Here is a 21,978-nt window from a genome sequence, read left to right as displayed (position 1 = left end):
TACAGCGACGCACCTGATACAATAAACGAATAGCGTTTCGTTTTTGCTGTTTGTACCGATCGCAATTAACCTTGTTCTTCCAAATACTCTGCAACTGCTTGCAAATCTTCCAATCCTCGATTCAAGCTGTTAAGCATAGCTTCCCCAGTTTCAGTATCAAAGTTGAGTTTAGGATTTTGGAAAGCTAACTCTTGAATTGCTTCTAGCCATAGTGAAAGCGGTACCTGGCGAACCGCTTCCCGTAACCCCATATTTGCCAATACTGCAAGATAAAAACCTGTCAAGTCTTGCTCTCCATAGCCATAGAAACCATGCCGCAGTTCTAGCTTTTGGGGGGTGTAGGCTGCATATTGATCGAAAGTGATCGGTGTGCGATCGAGTTTTGGTTGTGGGAGTGGTGGTGTATCCATATTTTTTGACCTGATTTGTTACTAGGGGCTGCGCCTTTGCGGTTAATTTCAATCACCCATATTTAACCAAGGTGGGCAAAAGCCCACCCTAATTTCTACTTTCCTACCGTGAAATACTCATTCTTAGCATACACGCTAATAATGCAGTCGCCCACTTCAAAAAACATCCCCTCTTGCTCATCTTTAGAAAATTGCAAGTTGCCGTATTTAGAATTAATTTCCTCAGCAGTCGCCGCTTTTGCCTCCATTTCATCCGGGATCAGTCCGGTAGAACCGATATAGAAAACCAGCGGTGATACTTTTTCCCTGTACACTTTTTCAGCATAAGCTTCCAGTCGCTCATTCGCATTAGCTAAAGCAGCGACAAACTCCTCTCGCTTGACATCTTCTCCCAGCCATTTCGCTTGCAAAAGGCGCAGCAAACTATCTGCACCCACTTTGGCTAAAGTAGCGCTAACAATTCCGTTATCCTCCAACCCCAAAAACTCATCGAAAATCAGTTTCATCAAGTCGTCAACTTTGGTAATTTTTGTTCGGGATGACAGCGTTTTGTGGGCGAAGACAACAGGCTCATCTAACGTGATGTCAAATGTCGGTTTTGCTAGCTTTTCGCCCGTGTTTTTGTGGTAAACTTCATAAAGGCGATCGAGAAATTTGTTGGCAGAGTGCAATTTGCCGAAGTTCAGGATGTTTTTGCTGCCGATGTCGATTTTGTAGCTGACTCGCGAATCTACTGAACCGTTGGCGATCGCACTTTTTAAATCTGTGTATTCCGTTGTCGTCGGAAAATTGATGTAAAGGCTTTTTGACAGATAATGCTGTTTCAATTCTTCCAATTGTTCCGCAGTGTAAGCCTCGGATTCCTCCTTCAAATGAGCCGAGAGAATGCTAGAGAGAATTTTGATTTCTGCGAGTTCCTCAAACACTCCGTCAAGGCTGCCGTAACGCCCGTCAAAAGGCACGAGAGGCAAAGTCTCTAACTTAATATCGTACTCGCAACGGAAGTCAAATTCTTGCACGGGCGAACCGTCTTTTTCAAGGACACCGCATTTTTTGAGCAAATCAAACACTGGTTTGCTGCTGATTTTGGTTCGCAGCGACTTGATATTAACTTCGCCGTCGCTGACAATGGTATAATTGTTGAAAGTATTGAGATCGGTAACTAGAATTCCCGCCACTTCTGCGATTAAAGTTTCATCCTCAACTTTTACCAGCTTAGCTTTTCTGGTAATCAGCATATTGATGGTAGCGGTATTTTGATTGATGGCAAAGGAACCCATTTGCACGTATTCGCCACCATCTAAGAATTCAGTTTTCAGCCAAGGCTTGATAAGGTTGCCGTTTTCGTCTCGCTTTCCTTCAATTCGCTTCAAACCTTTTCGCTGATAATTTTCTTGCAAGTGTTTCAAGTTAATGATGATGCTGTTGCTGTTTTCCTCCAATATCTTGATTAACTCCAGCAGGGTAATTTTCTCGCTGACTTTTACCCGATCGCCAATTTGATGATTTTTCAACACATCAGGCGCAAAAACAGCCTGTTCCAAATCTTCCGTAAAGTCCGCTATTTGGGCATTTGTCAAAGCTTTCGCGTGTTTTTGGGTCAAAGTAGCGTCGAAGGTACTCGCCAGCGCATACTTAGCCGTATTTAAATTGCCGTCAGCGAGGTTAGCTTTCGCAAAAGCAAACACCGAATCATCAGTTTGAGCAACGGGAACATCTACTTTGTCATACTCTTCTTTGGCGACTTTTTGATATTTGTAAAACAGTCCCGGATCGTCTGCTTTCAGCCCGCAGATTTTCAGCGTGCTCGATGAACCGTTGATTTTCTTGCCACTTTTGGAAACAAAAACTTGATAATCGTATTCCTTAATTAACGGTTCTTCCAGCGCAGGTGCAACCGAACTGCCTAACAGCTTTGTGCTGTCGTAAAGAGCATCATAAACCATTTTGACTTCGCCAGCCCGGATGCAATTTCCCGATAATGTGTTGGCGATTTTGGAGAGAAGTTTGAAGTCAGCACAGGCATAGGAGATAGTGTTGGCAAACACATCCATGTCTTTGAGCTCTTCGCAAATTTCCCCTAGTTTTGCAGATTCCGAATTGGCACTGGGGTCATTTGCATAGCCGTCTGTGTGCAAATTGATCGCTGTCATTTCTCCCGCTTTAACCAGAGATTTAGCGAGTTGCATCGACTGCGATATGCAGGTACTGCCAGCCGTGTGGATTTTTTGAATTTCTTTGATGTATTGAGAGTCAAACTTCAGCACTTCTTGAATGGGAATTCGCTGGAAATGACAAATTACGTTCCCCTTGTCAGCATAGGAAATCAGGCTGACAATTAGCTGGTAATTGTTGTATTCGTCTAAGGTCAAAAGCTTGATTAGGGTTTCTTTCAGCGGTTCTAAGTCATAGTACATTGAGCCGGAACGGTCGATAATGATGATGCTGTGAGCGACGGATTTTTCTGGGATATCGCCGGGCTTTCTTTCTAAATTAATGCGATCGACTAGATAGAATGCCTTTGCGTTTCCGGCAAAATTGTAGAGGGTAAATTTGGTGCGAGTATTGGAGGCTGCTTGGCTGCTGGAACTTTTGACTTGAGATGATTGTTTCGCTTGCCGTGCCATAGTTTTCACCTATGTTGATTTTTTCCTCAACTTAATCATGACACGCGCTTATGTGGATGTCAAGGCCTGTGTGGAAAATTATTTGCGAAACTGAATAAGCATTAATATTGAGCGCTGCGGTGCAAGGGAAAATTGCGGCGCTAGGCTAAAGGTGGGCTGTTTTGACAAAAGTAGTGGATCTGCGTAAGTCGTTTAGTAAATATTTAGTCAATCATGCTTTATTTAGAAAATCCGCTGCTCAAACTTTATCTAAATCTGATCGGATGGGTGACGTTGGGATTTTTTCTCGGCCGCCAGCTACCGAGAAGCTATTCTACATATTTAGCCAAGTTTCTTTTCTTCTTTGGCACGCCCTTGAGCATTGTTGCTTTTATCCGCAGCGCCAATTTGTCTGGCGCTATTTGGATGGCGCCGCTGATAGCTTGGGCGGCAATTTTAGCAGGTGGAGGACTCGCTGGGATTTTGATAAATTTCGGTGTTGGCGAGGAACGTTTCAAGACTCTTAATCCGATCGCCCAAAATAGCCCGGAACACACCAGCGCTTGGAGTTTGCCCACTCAAGGCAGCTTCTTATTGGCAACGATGGTGGGTAATACGGGTTTTTTAGGCATTCCCGTCACCTTGTCCTTATTAGGCTCGGAACACTTTGCCTGGGCGTTGTTTTACGACTTGCTAGGCACTACCATGGGAATCAATATACTGGGAGTTGCTATTGCTTCTCACTGCGGTAAAAGCGATCGCCCTCAGAGTTGGTTAAATCCGGTGCGCGCAATTGTTCTGAATCCGGCACTGTGGGCTTTTGGTCTAGGGTTTGTCTCGCGCAGCTTGCCGTTGTCGGCACAAATCGCAGAATTGTTAACAACAAGTGCTTGGAGTGTAATTACTTTAGCTTTAATTACGATCGGGATGCAGTTGAGCAAGTTGAATTCCTTGCACAACCTCCAACAAGTTGTGGCTTGTCTCGTGATTAAAATGTTGTTAATTCCCTTGGTAATTGGCACGGGATTAACATTTTTGGGGATCGCGGGCGCGCCGCGACTTGTGCTAGTCCTGCAAATGGCGATGCCTCCGGCTTTTGGTACTACATTGCTGGCAGAAGCTTTCAATCTCGATCGCGAATTAGCCGTAACTGCGATCGGCATCGGCTGCGTTAGTTTATTATTCACTATTCCCCTATGGATGAGAATATTTAATTTTTAATAAAAATAATAATTGCTCAGTTTTTAAACTGCCTTACTTCAGTGATCCCTATCACAAATATGGAGCCATATATGTCATCTTGATTTAAAATAATAATCACGGGACTGGGAAACTGTATTGGCTTCTGCTAATGTGGAAATAGCTCGCTGAGGACGGGAACAATAAAAGTATGGCAAGTATAAATTTTACATTGAAAGGTTATCAACTTCTCGATCGCATTTACTCAGGAACTCGCACCCTAGTTTATCGAGCTTTCCGCACGGGCGACACACAGCCAGTAGCCATCAAAGTCCTGCGGAGTCAGTATCCCAGCTTCAGCGAACTGGTGCAATTTCGCAATCAGTACACGATCGCCAAAAATCTCAACTTGCCCGGAATCATCGAAACCTACAGTTTAGAACCCTACCAAAACAGCTATGCGCTGGTAATGGAAGACTTTGGGGGAATTTCTCTGAACGAATGGATGGAAAAAGGGGAAACTGGGCCGTCTCTGAGCGAGTTTTTGCCAGTGGCGATCGACCTGTGCAATACCTTAGATATACTCTATTGCGAGCGAATAATTCACAAAGATATTAAACCTGCGAATATCTTAATTAATCCTGAAACTAAGCAAGTAAAATTAATCGATTTTAGTATTGCCTCTTTATTGCCACGAGAAACGCAAACCCTGCTCAATCCCAATGTGTTAGAAGGGACACTTGCATATATTTCTCCCGAACAAACCGGCAGAATGAACCGAGGAATTGACTATCGTACAGACTTCTATTCTTTAGGTGTCACCTTCTACGAATTACTGACAGGAGAGTTACCCTTTCAATCCAATGACCCGATGGAGTTGGTGCATTGTCATATTGCTAAACCAGCACCTTTAGTCCATGAAATCAACCCCAAAATCCCCTCTTTACTCTCAAAGCTGGTCAGCAAATTGATGGCAAAAAATGCGGAAGACCGCTATCAGAGTGCATCTGGATTGAAAGATGATTTACAAAATTGTTTAACTCAACTCCAAAAAAATGGGAAAATTGAAAGCTTTAAAATAGCTCAAAAGGATCTGTGCGATCGCTTCCTGATCCCAGACCAACTCTATGGACGAGAAGCCGAAGTATCAACTCTATTGCAAGCATTTGAGCGAGTCAGTACCGGAACAACAGAAATGATGCTAGTAGCTGGTTTTTCTGGGATTGGGAAAACTGTGGTAGTTAATGAAGTTCATAAACCCATTGTGCGGCAACGCGGTTATTTTATCAAAGGAAAATTCGACCAGTTTCAACGGAATATTCCCTTCTCTGCTTTCGTCCAAGCATTTCGAGATTTAATGGAGCAATTATTAACAGAAAGTGATGTCCAGCTAGAGCGATGGAGAAACCAAATATTAGAAGCAGTTGGAGAAAATGGACAAGTAATTATTGAGGTGATTCCCGAACTAGAACACATTATTGGCAAACAGCCTTCTGTACTCGACCTTTCTGGCAGTGCTGCCCAGAACCGCTTCAACTTACTGTTTGAGAAATTTATCCAGGTGTTTACCACCAAAGAACATCCTCTAGTCATCTTCATTGATGACTTGCAGTGGGCAGATTCAGCATCACTGAAGTTGATGCACCTGCTGATGAGTAAAACTGATAGTCAGTATCTCTTGCTGATTGGCGCATACCGGGATAACGAAGTTTCGGAAGCTCATCCATTAATGTTGATGCTGCAAGAGCTGGAAAAAGCAAAGGCAACCATCAATACCATTACGCTAGCTCCCCTGAATCGGGCATCAATAAACGAATTAGTTGCAGATACGCTTAGTTGTTCTCTGAACTTGGCATTGCCGTTGACAGATCTGGCAATTGGCAAGACAAAAGGTAATCCCTTTTTCACCACACAATTTCTCAAAGCATTGCATGAAGATGGATTAATTACCTTTAACTTTGAGGGTAACTATTGGCAGTGCGACATTGCCCAGGTGCGATCGCTCTCGCTCACCAATGATGTCGTAGAGTTCGTAGCTGTGCAACTTTTGAAATTGCCACTAGAAACCCAAACGGTTCTCAAACTGGCAGCTTGCATCGGGGCGCAGTTTGATTTGAATACCCTGGCAATTGTTTCAGAACAATCCCAGATAGACGTAGCGACGGCGTTATGGAAAGCCTTACAGGAAGGTTTGATTTTACCAATTACCGAAACCTACAAGTTCTTCCAAGCTGCTGATATAGAAACATCAGCACAAGAGATTGCCGTACCCTACAAATTTTTACACGATCGAGTACAACAAGCCGCCTATTCCCTGATTCCCGATGACCAGAAAGCCTCGATCCATCTGCAAATAGGTCAACTGCTGCTCGATCGTACATCGGACATAGAACAGAACAACAAACTATTTGATATAGTCAATCACCTGAACAGGGGATTGAAATTGGTCGCCCGACCCGCAGAACGAGAGAAAATTGCCCACTTAAACGGACTCGCTGCCAAAAGAGCCAGGTCTGCAACCGCATATCAGTCTGCTATGACCTACGCAACTACGGGAATCACGCTGCTAAAGCCCGATTGCTGGCAAAGTCAATATGAATTGGCTCTAATGTTGCATGAATTGGCGGCTGAAAATGCCTTTCTGGCTGGAGAACGTGAGCAAATGGAACATTGGGTTCAGATAGTATTACAGCAAGCCAAAACACTACTCGATCGGGTGAAAATCTACGAGATAAAGATTCAAAACCATATATTCCAGCATCAATTCTTGGATGCGCTCGCCTTGGCGAAACAAGTGCTAAGTCAATTGGGTATTCAATTACCCGATTGTCCTACTCAGGAAGATATTCAGAGGGGATTTGAGCATACGGTGAACCTGTTGGCAGGTAGACCGATCGAGGAGTTATTAAACCTGCCCCCCATGACGGCATCTGAACCCCTGGCAGCGATGAGAATTGCCGCCAGCGCTGCACCAGGCATTTATAATACAAATCCTTTGTTATATCCATTACTGATTTTTTCGCAGGTAAATGCCTCGATTCAACATGGCAACGCACCGTTCTCTGCCTTCTTTTATGTCAGCTATGGCCTGCTCTTGAATGGCATTTTAGAAGACATGGAAGCGGCAGAGCGGGCTGGCAAGCTAGCGTTAGCGGTAATCGAAAAACTCAATGCCAAGGAGGTTGAATGTAGAATCCGCGTCATATTGGGGGCATTTGTTCTGCATGGAACTACTCATTTGCAAATGTCAGTGCCAGTTCTACGGGAAAGCTACCAAATTGGATTAGATACCGGAGATTTGGAATTTGCGGGTTATGGCGCATTTCATAGCTGCAAAGATGCCTACTTCAGCGGTCAGGAACTCTTAACGCTGGAGCGAGATATCCACGTCTACAGTCAGATGCCGAAGAATCTCAAGCAGGTTCAGACGTTTAACTGCTTTCAAATACTCAGACAGGCGGTTTTAAAACTGTTGGGCAATGCTCACAATTCCCAGCTTTTGGTGGGCGATATGTGCGACGAGGCGCAGTTCCTACCCCAGTTGTTGGCAGCGAACGATCTGCAGGGGCTTCATTTCTTCTATCTGCATAAACTGATTCTTGGCTACCTGTTTGGTGAAACGGCGCAATCCCTGTCAGAGATTGCGACTGAGGGCAGACAGTATTTAGCAGCAGGGGCAGGTATTGTTACGGTGCCAATCTTTTACTTCTATGATTCTCTTGCTGCTTTAACTGGAGATTGTAGTGGGGATTCTGATTTGACCGATCGCTTGCAACGGGTAGCAGAGAATCAGACTTCGTTGCAGAAGCGAGCGCACCATGCACCGATGAACTTCTTGCACAAGTGGCATTTAGTGGAGGCAGAAAAATGTCGAGTGTTAGGTGAAAAAGCCTCAGCGATGGACTTGTACGATCGTGCCATTTCAGGAGCCAAAGAAAACGGTTATATCCAAGAAGAAGCACCTGCTAACGAACTGGCGGCAAAGTTCTACCTCGACTGGGGCAAAGAGCGCATTGCCCAAGAATACATCACCCAAGCCTACTACGGCTATGCTCGCTGGGGTGCTAAAGCTAAAGTTGCCGACTTGGAAAGGCGCTATCGGCAACTGCTGGCTCCCATATTACAGCAAACCCGTTCTCCCCTCTCCACTAATGAAACCATCTTCGCCTTGGGAAGTCTCACTTCCACAATTGGAGCAACTTCTAGCAGTAGCAGTGTCTCTGTCGCTTTAGATTTAGCTGCAATTCTCAAAGCTTATCAAACTATTTCAGGTGAAATCGAATTTGAAAAACTGCTTTCATCGTTGCTTTCGATCCTCATCGAAAATGCGGGAGCCAATAAATGCGTGTTAATGCTCTTGCGAGACTCGCGCCTACTGATTAAAGGGTCAATTACTGTGGGAACGGAACCAGTCGTATTGCAACGCCTTCCCATTGAAGAGTGCCAAGACATTCCCCACAAACTAATTTACAAAGTCAAGCACGAGCGGCGAACTGCTGTGCTGATTGATGCTAGTGCCGATCCGACTTTAGCTAATGACCCGTATATTATTCGTCAGCAGCCTTCTAGTATCTTGTGCAGCCCGATTTTGCATCAGGGCAAGTTGTTGGGCATTTTATATCTAGAAAATACTTTAGTAACGGGGGCGTTTACGAGCGATCGCGTGGAACTGCTAAATTTGCTATGCGCTCAAGCTGCCATTTCCCTAGAAAATGCCCAACTTTATGAGCAGTCACAAACCAATGCTCAGCAGCTAGAGCAAGCCTTATATGACTTGCAGCAAACCCAATTGCAAATGATTCAAAGCGAAAAGATGTCGGCTTTGGGTAATTTAGTTGCTGGCGTTGCTCATGAAATTAATAACCCGGTTGGCTTTATTGCTGGCAATTTGAATGAAGCTAAATCCACCGTTCAAGACTTAACCGAACATCTCAATCTCTATCGATCTCGCGCCCCGGAAATAGAGATTGCCGACCATGCCGAAGATATCGATTTAGACTATATCATAGAAGACCTGCCCAAAATCATCGACTCGATGCAACTGGGATGCGATCGCATCAAAGATATCAGCACTTCACTCCGCACCTTTTCTCGGGCTGACAAAGACTACAAAGTGCCCTTCAATATCCACGAGGGTATCGACAGCACGCTCTTAATTCTCAAATATCGATTGAAAGCCAACGATCAGCGACCCGCTATTGAAGTCGTCAAAGACTACGGCAATATTCCGGCGCTCGAATGCTTCCCTGGGCAATTAAATCAGGTATTTATGAATATTCTGGCCAATGCCATTGATGCCTTAGAAGAAGCCAATATCGGTCGGGTTTTTGCCGAAATCAAAGCCAATCCTAACTGCATTACCATTACAACTGTCCGGGAAAATCAAGGGGTAAAAATTGCCATTGTTGATAATGGAAAGGGCATGAGGGAGGAAGTTAAAGGCAAAATATTTGACCATTTATTTACGACCAAAGCTGTGGGAAAAGGCACGGGATTGGGATTAGCGATCGCCCGTCAAATTGTGGTAGAAAAACACGGCGGTTCAATTCATGTCAATTCTCGACTAGGAGCGGGAACAGAATTTATCATCACCTTACCAACTTAAGTAGAGCAAAAAAATAATTTTCCCCCTGTATCTCAGACTCATTTTACCAACAAAACACGAACTTTACGTCAACAATAGCAATGAATAACTCCCCTAAAAAACCTAACATAAACACAAATTGTCAAATTCCCAACTATCAAATTATCGAAACCCTTTATTCAGGCAGTCGGACTTTAGTTTATCGAGCTATCCGTAGCGATGACCGATTACCTGTTGTTATCAAACTACTGAAAAATCCCTATCCCAGTTTCAGCGAACTGGTGTCATTTCGCAATCAATACACTATTGCGAAAAATCTCAACTCAAGATTAATCGTCCAAACGTACAGCCTAGAACCGTACCAAAATGGCTATGCCTTAGTCATGGAAGACTTTGGCGGGATTTCTCTCAAGGAATGGAGAGCCCTAGGATACATACAATCTCTAGAAGATTTTTTAGTTATAGCCAGAACCCTGTGCGATACCTTAGATGTACTCTACCAAGAGCGGATTATTCATAAAGATATTAAACCCGCCAATATCTTAATTAATCCCGAAACCAAAGAAGTCAAATTAATCGACTTTAGTATCGCCTCTTTACTCCCAAGAGAAACGCAAACACTGATGAATCCCAATGTCTTAGAAGGAACACTGGCTTATATTTCTCCAGAACAAACAGGCCGAATGAATCGGGGAATTGACTACCGCACAGACTTCTATTCCTTGGGCGTGACTTTATATGAATTACTGACGGGAGAGTTACCGTTTCAATCAAACGAGCCGATGGAATTAGTGCATTGCCATATTGCTAAAGAAACCCCTTGTGTCTGTGATTTAAATCCACAGATTCCCTTAATGCTCGGAGAAATTATTCGCAAGCTGATGGCGAAAAATGCCGAAGACCGCTATCAGAGTGCATTGGGACTAAAACATGACCTTGTTACCTGCTTAGAACAGTGGCAAGAAACAGGCAAGCACACCTGGTTTGATTTGGGACAGCGCGATATTAGCGATCGCTTCATCATCCCCGACAAACTCTACGGACGAGAAAAGGAAGTGCAGACATTACTGGAAGCCTTTGGTTATGTGGCCAATGGTGGGTCTCAACTGATGCTGGTGGCCGGTTTCTCCGGCATTGGCAAAACTGCCGTTATCAATGAAGTGCATAAGCCGATCGTTCAGTGGAGCGGCTACTTCGTCAAAGGGAAATATGACCAATTTCAACGGAATATTCCTTTCAGTGCTTTTGTCCAAGCCTTTCGGGATTTAATGGGACAGTTGTTAACCGAAAGCGATGCACAAATTCAACAATGGAAAACCCAAATATTATCAGCACTGGGAGAAAATGGACAAGTAATTATTGAAGTCATTCCCGAACTAGAGATAATTATCGGTCAACAACCACCCCCACCAGAATTATCAGGAACGGCGGCACAAAATCGATTTAATTTATTGTTTCAAAAATTTACCCAAGTTTTTACCAGCGCCGAACATCCCTTAGTGATGTTTTTAGACGATTTGCAATGGGCAGATTTGGCATCGCTGAACTTAATGCAGCTTTTAATGGCTGATACGGGTTATCTTTTATTAATTGGTGCATACCGCGATAACGAAGTCAACCCAGGACATCCATTGATGCTGACTTTGGGCGAGATGCAAAAAAAACAAGCAACGATTCATACAATTACTTTAGCGCCCCTGAGCCAAGTAACCGTAAATCAATTCGTTGCAGACACGCTGAAATGTCCGGGAAATTTAGCAGTAAATCTTTCTCAATTGATCTATCAAAAAACTCAAGGAAATCCGTTTTTTACCACCCAGTTTCTCAAAGCATTACATCAAGAAAATCTCATTCAATTTAATTTTGATTTAGGCTGTTGGCAATGCGATATTGCCCAAGTGAATCAGCAGGCACTTACAGATGATGTAGTGACCTTTATGGCATTGCAATTACAAAAATTGCCGCGATCGACTCAAAATGTATTAAAATTAGCAGCTTGTATTGGCAATCAATTTGATTTAGCTATTTTGGCAATTGTTTCGGAACATTCAGAAATAGAAACTGCTACTGAGTTGTGGAAAGCATTAGAAGAAGGATTGATTTTACCGAGTAGTGATGTTTATAAATTTTATCAACAAGAGTCATTAGTAAATAGTCATTGGTCATTTGTCAACGAAGAACAACAAATGACCAATGACCGAGTACAAATGACAGCTACCTACAAATTTTTACATGACCAAGTACAACAAGCGGCTTATTCTTTGATTCCAGACTATCAAAAACAAGCAACTCATCTCAAAATTGGACAGTTACTTCGAGAAAATTTATCAGAAATAGAACAAGATGAAAAACTGTTTGATATTGTGGAGCATTGTAACAAAGGAATTAAGTTAATTACTGAACCGAAAGAACAAGAAAGATTAGCTGAATTAAATTTAAAAGCTGGAGGTAAGGCGATACATTCTACAGCATACGCGGCAGCAAGGACATATTTCCAAATAGGAATCGAGCTACTACAAACAAACTGTTGGCACAGCCAGTATGAATTAGCTTTAAACCTCCATATTGCGGCGGCTGAAGCTAGTTATTTGAATAGTGACTTTGAGGGCATGGAACAGATAGCAACAATCGTGTTGCGATCGGCTAAAACGATTTTAGATAAAATAAAAATTTATCAAATTCAAATTGCAGCGCAAGTTTTGCAAAGTAATGTGCTGGAGGCGATCGCTATTGGCAGACAAGCATTGGAGCAATTGGGGGTTGAACTGCCTGCAGAACCCGATCCATCCCAGACTAGCAGAATGCTACAAAGCCTTGCCACCCAACTCGAAGGTAGACAAATTGAAGACTTGAGCGATCTGCCATTAATGACAGATCCTAACGCTCAGGCTGCAATGGAATTGATGGCAATGTTGTTTTCACCAATTATTCAAGGAATGCCCGGTCTATTGCCCTTGCTGAGTTCGATGATGGTGAATTTATCCCTTCGATCGGGCAATACCCTGGCATCAACAACTGGGTATGGTATTCATGGCATGGTATTGTGTGCTTTCTTGGAAGATCCTTCCGCAGGCTATGCTTTTGGTAAATTAGCTCTAAGTTTACTGGAAAAATTTAATATACAAAAGATTAAATCCAGCGTGATGTCTCTATTTGGTTGCTTTATTCAACATTACCAAGAGCGGTTGGATGCTACGATCCCGACTCTAAAAACAGCTTACCAGGCTGGCATAGAAACTGGAGATTTTTTACACGCTGGTTTTGCTCTCGGTGGTCACAGTAATGGCAGATTTTTTAGCGGTGAAGAACTGAATAGTTTTATTGAAGACATGGCTGATTATAGTGTGGCATTGGCTCAGGTGAAACAAGAATCGGCTCGAGTATATGTAAATTTAGGAAAACAAACAGCAGAAAACTTGATTGAATTAGTCAGTCAACCATATTGCTTGATCGGCAATGCCTATAATGAAACGTTGATGCTAACTAAGCACCAGCAAGATAACGATTTAACAGCGATGGCGCAAGCCTATATCTACAAACTGCTGCTTGCTTACTATTTTGGTAATTATACAGATGCACGCAACTATATTGCCCAAGCCAAGCTGTGTTTAATGGCAGTATCGGGATCGATTTTTGTTCCTATTTTCCATTTTTATGCCGCGCTAACTCATCTAGCACTCTTCCCTACCCAACCAGAACCGGAGCAAGCCGAACTGCTTGCTGTTGCTGCCACCCATCAAACGATTCTGCACCAGTGGGCGCACCATGCCCCGATGAACCACTTGCATAAATGGTATCTAGTGGAGGCTGAACGTTATCGAGTTTTGGGTGAAAAAATCGCAGCCAGCGAGTGTTATGACCGAGCCATAAATCTTGCTCAAGAACATCAATTTATCAACGAAGAAGCTCTCGCCAATGAATTGGCAGCCAAGTTTTACTTGCAATGGAATAAACAGCGCATCGCGCAAGAATACGCGATTGAAGCTTACTATGCTTATGCTCGTTGGGGTGCAAAAGCCAAAGTCGCTGATTTAGAAAAACGCTATCCGCAATTACTTGCTCCCGTATTACAGCCAACTCGTTCTGCTCTTTGCACTAACGAAACTATCTTCGCCTTGGGGACTGTGACATCCACCAGTTCCGCTATTTCTAGTAGCAGTGCTTATGTGGCTTTAGATTTAGCTGCGGTTCTCAAAGCTTCCCAAGCTATCTCAGGCGAAATCGAACTCGAAAAACTCCTTTCATCGTTGCTTTCCATTATCATCGAAAATGCGGGAGCCGATAAATGCGTGTTAATGCTGTTGCTAGACGATCGCCTGTTGATTAAAGGCTCGATTACCCTGGGGACAGAGCCAGTCGTGTTGCAGCGCCTTCCCATTGAAGAGAGTGAGGGAATTCCTCTGAAGCTGATTTACAAAGTCAAGCACAACAGGCAGACTACCGTAATAGTTGATGCGAGTACCGATCTGACTTTAGCCAATGACCCTTATATCATGCGCCAGCAGCCGAAGAGTATTTTGTGCAGCCCGATTTTGTATCAAGGGAAGTTGATGGGCATTTTATATCTAGAAAATAATTTAGCAAAGGGTGCTTTCACGAGCGATCGCGTCGAACTGCTGAATTTACTTTGCGCTCAAGCTGCAATTTCTCTAGAAAATGCGCGACTCTATCAAAATTCTCAAAAATATGCACAACAGTTAACACAATCTCTAACAAAATTGCAGGCTAGTGAAATCCGTTTTCAAAATTTAGCAAATAATATTCCTGGTACGGTGTACCAATTACGTCTGGGGGCTGACGGTTCAATTTCAACACCTTATGTCAGCTCTGGCTGTTTCGACTTATATGAGTTAGCACCAGAGTTAGTGATGGCAGGTGTACATAGCCTTAACGCTATGCATCATCCTGATGATGACCTAACTATTACACAAGCAATGATCTACTCTGCCCAAAATCTAACACCATTTGAGCAACAATGGCGTATTATTGTGCCTTCAGGAATCGTAAAATGGGTTTTCTCTGCTGCTAGGCCAGCGCGCCAAGCAGATGGTGCAATCTTATGGGATGGAGTGGTAATTGATATTAGCGATCGCAAGCGAGCAGAACTTGCTGTGCAGCAAAAAACGCAAGATTTAGAACAAGCGCTAACCGAGTTACAAAACGCTCAATTACAAATAGTTCAAAGTGAAAAAATGTCTGCATTGGGTAATCTTATGGCTGGGGTGGCTCACGAAATGAATAATCCTTTGGGTTTTATTTCTGCTAGTCTCCACCAAGCAAAACCAACATTTAATGACATTGTTGAACACTTAAAACTCTATCAAGAAACGCTAACAGATCCACCTGAAAAAATTATCGTTCATGCCGAAGAAATTGACTTGAATTATAGCTTGGAAGATTTGCCAAAAGTCATTGATGCCATGTCTGTCGCGTGCGAAAGGTTAAGTAAGATTAGCACTTCACTACGAACATTTTCCCGTGCGGATCGCGATTATAAAGTTATTTTTAATATTCACGAAGGCATTGACAGCACGATTTTGATTCTCAAACATCGTCTGAAAGCTAATGACCAACGTCCCGCCATTGAAGTGATTACCAACTATGGCGATTTACCTCAAGTCGAGTGTTTTCCCGGACAAGTAAACCAGGTATTTATGAATATTTTAGCTAATGCTATTGACGCATTAGATGAGTCAAATATTGGACAAGGCTTTCATTCAATCAAAGCAAATAAAAATCGAATTAATGTCACTACTTCAACTGTCGATAATTTTGTAAAAATTACCATTGCTGATAATGGCAAGGGAATGAATGAAGAGTTAAAACAAAAGATATTTGACCATTTATTTACTACAAAAGCTGTGGGCAAGGGGACGGGATTGGGATTGGCGATCGCCCGCCAGATTGTAGTCGAAACCCACGGCGGTACAATTGAGGTGAATTCCCATCAGGGAGAGGGAACTGAATTTGTGATAGTTTTACCTATTAGCGAACAAAAATTGCAGCCCTTCGTCATTTAATAAAATTAGGTTCGTAGCGCGGACTTTAGTCCGCGCTACGAACCTATTTGTCGATCGCCCATCAAGACACTCGCAGCCATCTCCCCCACTCCTAGGCAAGATGGCCCAAATCTCAACTATGCTAACGTAGGCAAGCAGCAATGCCTTGTCATGAAGGCGATTGACATACTTTAAAACAATTGATTTGATTAAGGAGCGGTGTATCCCCTATGGCAAACCTGATCGGCACAGACAGCAACGACTTTATTTTAGGAACTCCGCAGGGCGATCGAATTCGTGCTTTAGATGGCGATGACACGCTCCTGGGTGCGGGAGGAGATGACACCCTAGAGGGGGACGCCGGCAACGACCAACTGCTCGGAGGCGACGGAGGAGATTCGCTGTTTGGGGGCGAAGGAAATGACGAACTCATTGGCAACCAAGGCCGCGATTTTGCTTTAGGCGGAAACGGCGACGACTCAATTCTCGGCGGTTTGGGCAACGACGTCCTCGAAGGCAACGACGGGTTAGACACTGTATTCGGAGATGCCGGCGACGACGTGATTCGCGGCAACGCGGGCTTTGATGTGATTGCCGGCGGTACTGGCAATGACAGCCTGGTGGGGGGTGACGGCGACGATTCGGTGTTCGGGAATGCTGATGACGATTTTCTCTACGGAGATTCGGGGAATGATTCTCTCAACGGCGGTAGCGGCGGAGATCAACTGTTTGGCGGTGACGGCAACGACTATCTCCTCGGTGCCGACGGCGATGATACTTTGTACGGCAATGACGGCACTGATTCGCTCTTCGGTGACTCCGGCAACGACCAAATATTCGGGGGGAAGGCTGACGATACGGTTTTTGGCGGCAGCGGTTCCGATACGCTTCGCGGCGATTTAGGCGATGACTCGGTAATGGGAGATGAAGGCAACGACTTCCTCTTCGGTGGCAAAGGTAATGATGTTCTAGACGGCGGTTTTGGCGATGATTCCTTGGCCGGTGGTCTCGGTGACGATACAATTTTGGGCAGTTTCGGTAATGACAATTTATTTGGGGCAGAGGGTAATGATTCTCTGATCGGAGGTGAGGGTTCGGATACTCTGACTGGCGGTAGCGGCAGCGATGTCTTTGGATTGGGAGCGGGCCCTGGAAGTTTGGTTTTAATTACTGATTACAATGAGGCAGAGGATTTCTTTGGACTGCCGAGCAGTTTATCTTTCAGTCAACTGCAAGTGAGCCAAGGTAACGGCGCAAATCTCCGAGATACTGTAATTACGATCGACGGCAAGCTTTTAGCAATTTTGGTAGACACTCCATCGGCGCTGATTGATGCCAATGATTTTATCTCTGTGAGCGCGACGTCTAGCCCCAGGCCGACTACTACGACTACGACTACGACTACGACTACGACTACGATAGGAACTCCGACTCCGACAACTGCGACTCCGACTCCGACTCCAGAGACAACTCCGACTCCGGCGACAACTCCGACTCCGGCGACAACTCCGACTCCGGCGACAACTCCGACTCCAGCGACAACTCCGACTCCGGCGACAACTCCGACTCCGGCGACAACTCCGACTCCGGCGACAACTCCGACTCCGGCGACAACTCCGACTCCGGTGACGACTCCGACTGCTTCGAGGATTCCGACTGCGCCGACTATTACGGCGCCTGATTCGATGGTGTCAATTAGTTCGATCGCCCCGACTCCTACTCCCGGGCTGTTGCCAATGCCTGGCCAGACGCAGATTTTTCCTTCGATGCTGCCGAGTCCGACACCCGTACCTCCTACACCTTTCGGGTTCTAGGGGCGCGAGGGCAGCTTAGTTATGAGTTTTGAGTTAATGTCAAACTCACCAACTCAAAACTCATAACTCATCACTGATCGCTCAGGCTATTTAAGGTCTTGCTCAGTCTCGGCCGAGTCGTTTTCATGCTCGGCGGGATCGTATTCTAGGGGAGATAATTGTTTGCTGTACCCCAAGAGCGATCGAAGTTTCATGCGCTGGATGTAAGGCCAGCCGCCATTGGCTTCAATATTCCTGATCAGTTTGTACATTGCTTGGCGGTTGTCGGGAAAAGACGCTTGAAACAAACCGTCCCGAATTTCCTGGTGCGAAGCTTCTAAAGCTCGCAGCAAAGCCAAAAGCAGTACGCTGTCTCCCTGACAACTTTCGGCTAAAGTCCGAATCGCCTGTGTCAACGATTGCAGTTGAGACTGCAACTTTTCTGACTCTAAATTTTTGCCGTTGTCCATACTGCTGCTTCCTTTGAAATCTACAAGGCGTTTTTCCGGGGCCACTGGTGTCAACCGACTAATCGAGCTAGTGGCGATCGGCATTCGGGGCTAGGAGCAACGTAACTTAAGTAGGTTGACCTAAGCAATATTAATTTGCAACTCAAGTCAGGAAAAGAGCACAACCCGTCGTACCATGTGTATTGGGCGACGATCCGAAAATTTTGAGAAATCCTAAGTCAAGGCTTAATTTCACCGCAGTAGCTAGCTCGACTGTTTGAGTCAAACTCGGTGATGGCTTTCGGATGGTTGCACGGGCAGGGCCTGCCCGTGAGCAATTGTATTTTGCTCGAAATAGGGCTTTTTCTTAATATAATCCGATGTTGGAGATTGAGGTTGGCAATGAAATATCGTGCTTTAATTGTTGCACTTTTAGCATTTTGCATGAGTGCGCTGGTTGCTTGTTCTTCGGCTCCTGATACAACGGTGGCGACTACCGAGTTACTCACCTACGACCAGATCAGAGGTACTGGATTGGCAAATAACTGCCCTAGTTTGGCAGAAACTTCTCGCGGATCTATCCCTATTGAAGCGGGCGCAACCTATAAACTGACTGGTATGTGTTTGCAGCCCACAACTTATTTTGTGAAGGAAGAACCAGCAAACAAACGCCAAGAGGCAGAATTTGTGCCTGGTAAAGTGCTGACTCGGTTCACGTCGAGCATTGACCAAGTTCAAGGTACGCTAGATGTTGGTAAGGATGGGACTCTGACTTTTACAGAAGAAGATGGCTTGGACTTTCAAGCAATTACGATTCTGTTACCGGGCGGAGAGCAAGTACCTTTCTTGTTCACTATTAAAGAACTGGTAGCCAGTTCCGAGCCAGGAGTGGTTGCTATCAATACTTCCACCGATTTGCGAGGAAATTTTAACGTTCCTTCTTACCGTAGCGGTACCTTTTTAGACCCTAAAGCTCGCGGGGTAGCCTCTGGTTACGACCATGCTGTAGCGCTTCCGGCTACTGACAACTCCAAACTCAAACGCTCTAATGTGAAGTTGGCTGACACCAACACAAAGGCGGGCAAAATTTCTCTCCAAGTTGCAAAAGTCAACAGCGCCACTGGCGAAATAGGCGGGATTTTTGAAAGCTTGCAGACTTCTGATACTGATTTGGGAGCTAGACCTGCTTTGGATGTGAAAATTCGCGGTTTATTTTACGCTCGCATCGAGCCTTCTGTTTCGTAAAATTGGCTTTTTGGATCGATCCTCTGCGAGGGCTTCGCCAACGAACTAGAGCAGTTTTTTGGCCTCAAGCTACTGCTCGCTCTTCATTAGCCAACAGTCTTTAGCAAGATCACTGAAGACTGTTGACTAATGAATAAATTTATGATTAAACTATGATTGAGTTGCAATTTATTAAGAGACGATTTTTAATTATTTAAAGTATTGCTTTTAAACCGTTTTCAGCTTATAATGCGGTGTGAAAAAATTCCCGTTAAATTTGAATTCCTACCTTGGGATAATCAGTTCAAATCCCTGCGTCTTCCCAAAATCAAACTCGCGTGTTCGCTGTCACAACGATTAAGTGCTAGGATTACACCACCTATAAATATTTTTTGTTAAGCTAGATTGGAAACTAGATATAAAGCAACATCAGTCCTCTGCTCTACCAACCCTTATGCCGCCATGTCTACCACAGCCCCGAACGAGCTAAAAAACGAAAATTTTCAATTGTTGCGCGAGTACCAAGATTCTGGCTCGAATGAAGTCCGCAATCAGTTAGTTCAACTGAATATTGGACTGGTGAGAAAAGAAGTTTACCACTGGCTAAACCAGTGCGGTGAAAGCTACGACGATTTGCAGCAAGTCGGGTGTATAGGGTTGATTAGGGCGATCGAGCGATTCGATCTGTCGAGGGGACACGCTTTTAGTTCCTTTGCAATTCCCTACATTCGGGGCGAAATTCAACACTACTTGCGAGACAAAAGCCCTTCGGTGCGATTTCCCCGCCACTGGCAGTCCCTGGAACGCAAGTCTGTCGCAGCAATCAAGGATTTGCAGGTGCAGTTCAACCGCAAACCTACGGATGCAGAAGTAGCAGCAGTGCTTGAGGTTTCTGTTGAAGAATGGCGAGAAATTAAGTTAGCCCACCTCAACCGATCGCCTCTGAGTTTGGACGCGCCGATGCAGGATGAAGATGAGGGTGCGACAAGTCTGGGCGAATTGATGCCCGATAGCAAGTATCGGAGTTTTCAGTTGGCCCAAGAGGATCGAATTCGCGTACAGCAAGCTTTGGCGATGTTGGAACAACGGACTCGCGAGATATTGGAGTTTGTTTTTCTCTACGATTTGACTCAGAAGGAAACCGCCGAACGCTTGGGTATCAGTGCGGTAACAGTTTCTCGGCGAGTTAAGAAAGGACTCGATTTGCTCAAGGAAATTATGACGAAGCAGCTTTAGTCAGTTGTCAGTTGTCAGTTGTCAGTTGTCAGTAGTTATTGGTTATTGGTTATTGGTTATTGGTTGTTGGTTATTGGTTGTTGGTTGTTGGTTGTTGGTTGCTAGTTGCTAGTTGTTGGTTATTAGTTATTGGTTATTGGTTATTGGTTGTTGGTTATTGGTTGTTGGTTGTTGGTTATTGGTTACTTGCTAGGAATTCCCAATTTCCAATTCTCAATTCCTAATAACAAATAACAAATAACCAATAACAAATAACAGCTAACAGTCAACAGTCAACAGTCATTAGTAGCAAATGACTAATGACTGAGGACTAATGACTAATTTTTAGATGCTTCCGACAAATTTATCGAGCCTTTCTACAGCTTTTTTAATTGTGTCTAAATCGGTGGCGTAAGATAAACGAATGTGGTCGTCTGCACCAAATGCAATCCCAGGAATAACTGCTACTTGTTGCTGTTCTAGGAAAGCGTCGGAAAATTCTAGAGAAGTCATTCCCGTTTTGCTGATGTTGACAAACATATAGAAAGCACCGTCTGGTTTGATGCAGCTAATTCCGGGGATGGCATCGAGCAATTCAAATATTACTTTACGCCGATCGGCAAAAGCTAGTCGCATTTTTTCGACAGACTCTTGGCTGCTTTCCAAAGCTGCGATCGCGCCGTACTGTGCAAAGGTACACACGTTTGAGGTACTGTGACCTTGAATGGTACCCGCGGCGTTGATTAGTTCGACTGGCCCGGCTAAATAGCCAATGCGCCAGCCTGTCATCGAGTAACCTTTGGCAAAACCGCTGCTAACGATCGTGCGATCGAAGATTTCTTTACCCACGGAACCGATGCTGACGTGTTGAGCACCGTCATATATAATTTTTTCGTAAATCTCGTCAGAAACGACTAAAATATCTCGATCGACTATCACCTCGGCCAAGGCTTTGATTTCCGCTGGAGAGTACACCATTCCCGTCGGGTTACAAGGCGAATTCAGCACAAATAACTTGGTTTTGGGAGTAATCGCTCGGTTGAGTTGTTCCGGTGTAATTTTATATGCTGTCGAAGCATCTGTCGGTACAATTACGGGTGTGCCGCTGGCGAGTTTGACCATTTCTGGATAACTCACCCAGTAGGGAGCCGGAATAATTACTTCGTCTCCAAACTCAATCAGAGCCATCATCAGATTGTAGAGGGAATGCTTGCCGCCGTTGGTGACAATGATATTTTCCGGTTGATAGTTGAGATTGTTGTCCTCGCGGAGTTTGCGGGCGATCGCAGCCTTTAACAGCGGTTCTCCAGCCACAGGGCCGTACTTAGTCTTCCCCGCGTCCAGAGCTTGCTTAGCCGCTGTTTTAATGTGTTCGGGCGTATCAAAGTCTGGTTCTCCCGCACTCAAACTACAGACATCTATTCCTGCGGCCTTCATGGCTTTCGCCTTAGCTGCGATCGCCAAGGTTATCGAAGGAAGAACCTCACCCACTCGTGCTGTCAACTCGATCATTGGATTT

General features: G+C 44.6%; 11 protein-coding genes. 7 read left to right on the top strand and 4 right to left on the bottom strand.

What is annotated here, in order from left to right; all coding sequences use genetic code 11:
- Positions 1 to 65: 65 nt before the first annotated feature.
- Together QT998_RS03355 and QT998_RS03350 are read right to left on the bottom strand one after the other, a co-directional pair.
- Positions 66 to 410 (bottom strand): hypothetical protein, encoded by a 345-nt coding sequence (locus QT998_RS03355; RefSeq protein WP_333114081.1) that lies wholly within the window; start codon positions 408 to 410, stop codon positions 66 to 68.
- Between the two features lie 95 nt (positions 411 to 505).
- A complete protein-coding gene (locus tag QT998_RS03350; protein ID WP_333114078.1) occupies positions 506 to 3,037 on the bottom strand; it encodes a vWA domain-containing protein in 2,532 nt (843 codons plus the stop codon).
- Positions 3,038 to 3,250: 213 nt separating this feature from the next.
- On the opposite strand from QT998_RS03350, the gene QT998_RS03345 reads away from it, so the two are divergent.
- The 4 genes from QT998_RS03345 to QT998_RS03330 all read left to right on the top strand — a co-directional run bounded on the left by QT998_RS03345 (position 3,251) and on the right by QT998_RS03330 (position 17,592).
- Entirely contained in the window at positions 3,251 to 4,237 is a 987-nt protein-coding gene (locus QT998_RS03345) for an AEC family transporter (protein WP_333114076.1), read from the top strand.
- A gap of 169 nt (positions 4,238 to 4,406) precedes the next feature.
- Positions 4,407 to 9,800 carry a trifunctional serine/threonine-protein kinase/ATP-binding protein/sensor histidine kinase gene (locus tag QT998_RS03340; RefSeq protein WP_333114074.1) on the top strand — a complete coding sequence of 1,798 codons (5,394 nt, stop codon included), beginning with the start codon at positions 4,407 to 4,409 and terminating at the stop codon, positions 9,798 to 9,800.
- Between the two features lie 80 nt (positions 9,801 to 9,880).
- Positions 9,881 to 15,799: a trifunctional serine/threonine-protein kinase/ATP-binding protein/sensor histidine kinase gene (locus QT998_RS03335; protein WP_333114073.1), complete on the top strand. Its 5,919-nt coding sequence runs from the start codon at positions 9,881 to 9,883 to the stop codon at positions 15,797 to 15,799.
- A gap of 209 nt (positions 15,800 to 16,008) precedes the next feature.
- Complete coding sequence (locus tag QT998_RS03330) at positions 16,009 to 17,592, top strand: calcium-binding protein (protein ID WP_333114071.1); 1,584 nt, start codon at positions 16,009 to 16,011, stop codon at positions 17,590 to 17,592.
- A gap of 86 nt (positions 17,593 to 17,678) precedes the next feature.
- On the opposite strand, the gene QT998_RS03325 is transcribed toward QT998_RS03330, so the two are convergent.
- Complete coding sequence (locus tag QT998_RS03325) at positions 17,679 to 18,125, bottom strand: hypothetical protein (RefSeq protein ID WP_333091956.1); 447 nt, start codon at positions 18,123 to 18,125, stop codon at positions 17,679 to 17,681.
- 297 nt (positions 18,126 to 18,422) lie between these two features.
- On the opposite strand from QT998_RS03325, the gene QT998_RS03320 reads away from it, so the two are divergent.
- The 3 genes from QT998_RS03320 to QT998_RS03310 all read left to right on the top strand — a co-directional run bounded on the left by QT998_RS03320 (position 18,423) and on the right by QT998_RS03310 (position 20,704).
- Entirely contained in the window at positions 18,423 to 19,265 is an 843-nt protein-coding gene (locus tag QT998_RS03320; protein WP_333091958.1) for a photosystem II manganese-stabilizing polypeptide, read from the top strand.
- A 441-nt stretch (positions 19,266 to 19,706) separates the two neighbouring features.
- A complete protein-coding gene (locus tag QT998_RS03315) occupies positions 19,707 to 20,480 on the top strand; it encodes an RNA polymerase sigma factor SigF (protein WP_333091959.1) in 774 nt (257 codons plus the stop codon).
- Positions 20,481 to 20,518: 38 nt separating this feature from the next.
- On the top strand, positions 20,519 to 20,704 hold the full coding sequence (locus QT998_RS03310) for a hypothetical protein (protein WP_333114069.1): 186 nt from the start codon (positions 20,519 to 20,521) through the stop codon (positions 20,702 to 20,704).
- Between the two features lie 100 nt (positions 20,705 to 20,804).
- On the opposite strand, the gene QT998_RS03305 is transcribed toward QT998_RS03310, so the two are convergent.
- Complete coding sequence (locus QT998_RS03305) at positions 20,805 to 21,971, bottom strand: pyridoxal phosphate-dependent aminotransferase (RefSeq protein WP_333114067.1); 1,167 nt, start codon at positions 21,969 to 21,971, stop codon at positions 20,805 to 20,807.
- Between the last annotated feature and the right edge of the window lie 7 nt (positions 21,972 to 21,978).

It is taken from the genome of Microcoleus sp. S1D4 (genome assembly GCF_036700765.1).
GTDB lineage: Bacteria > Cyanobacteriota > Cyanobacteriia > Cyanobacteriales > Microcoleaceae > Microcoleus.
Note: the sequence above shows the minus strand (reverse complement) of the source record. Positions and strands in the feature narration are given on the sequence as shown.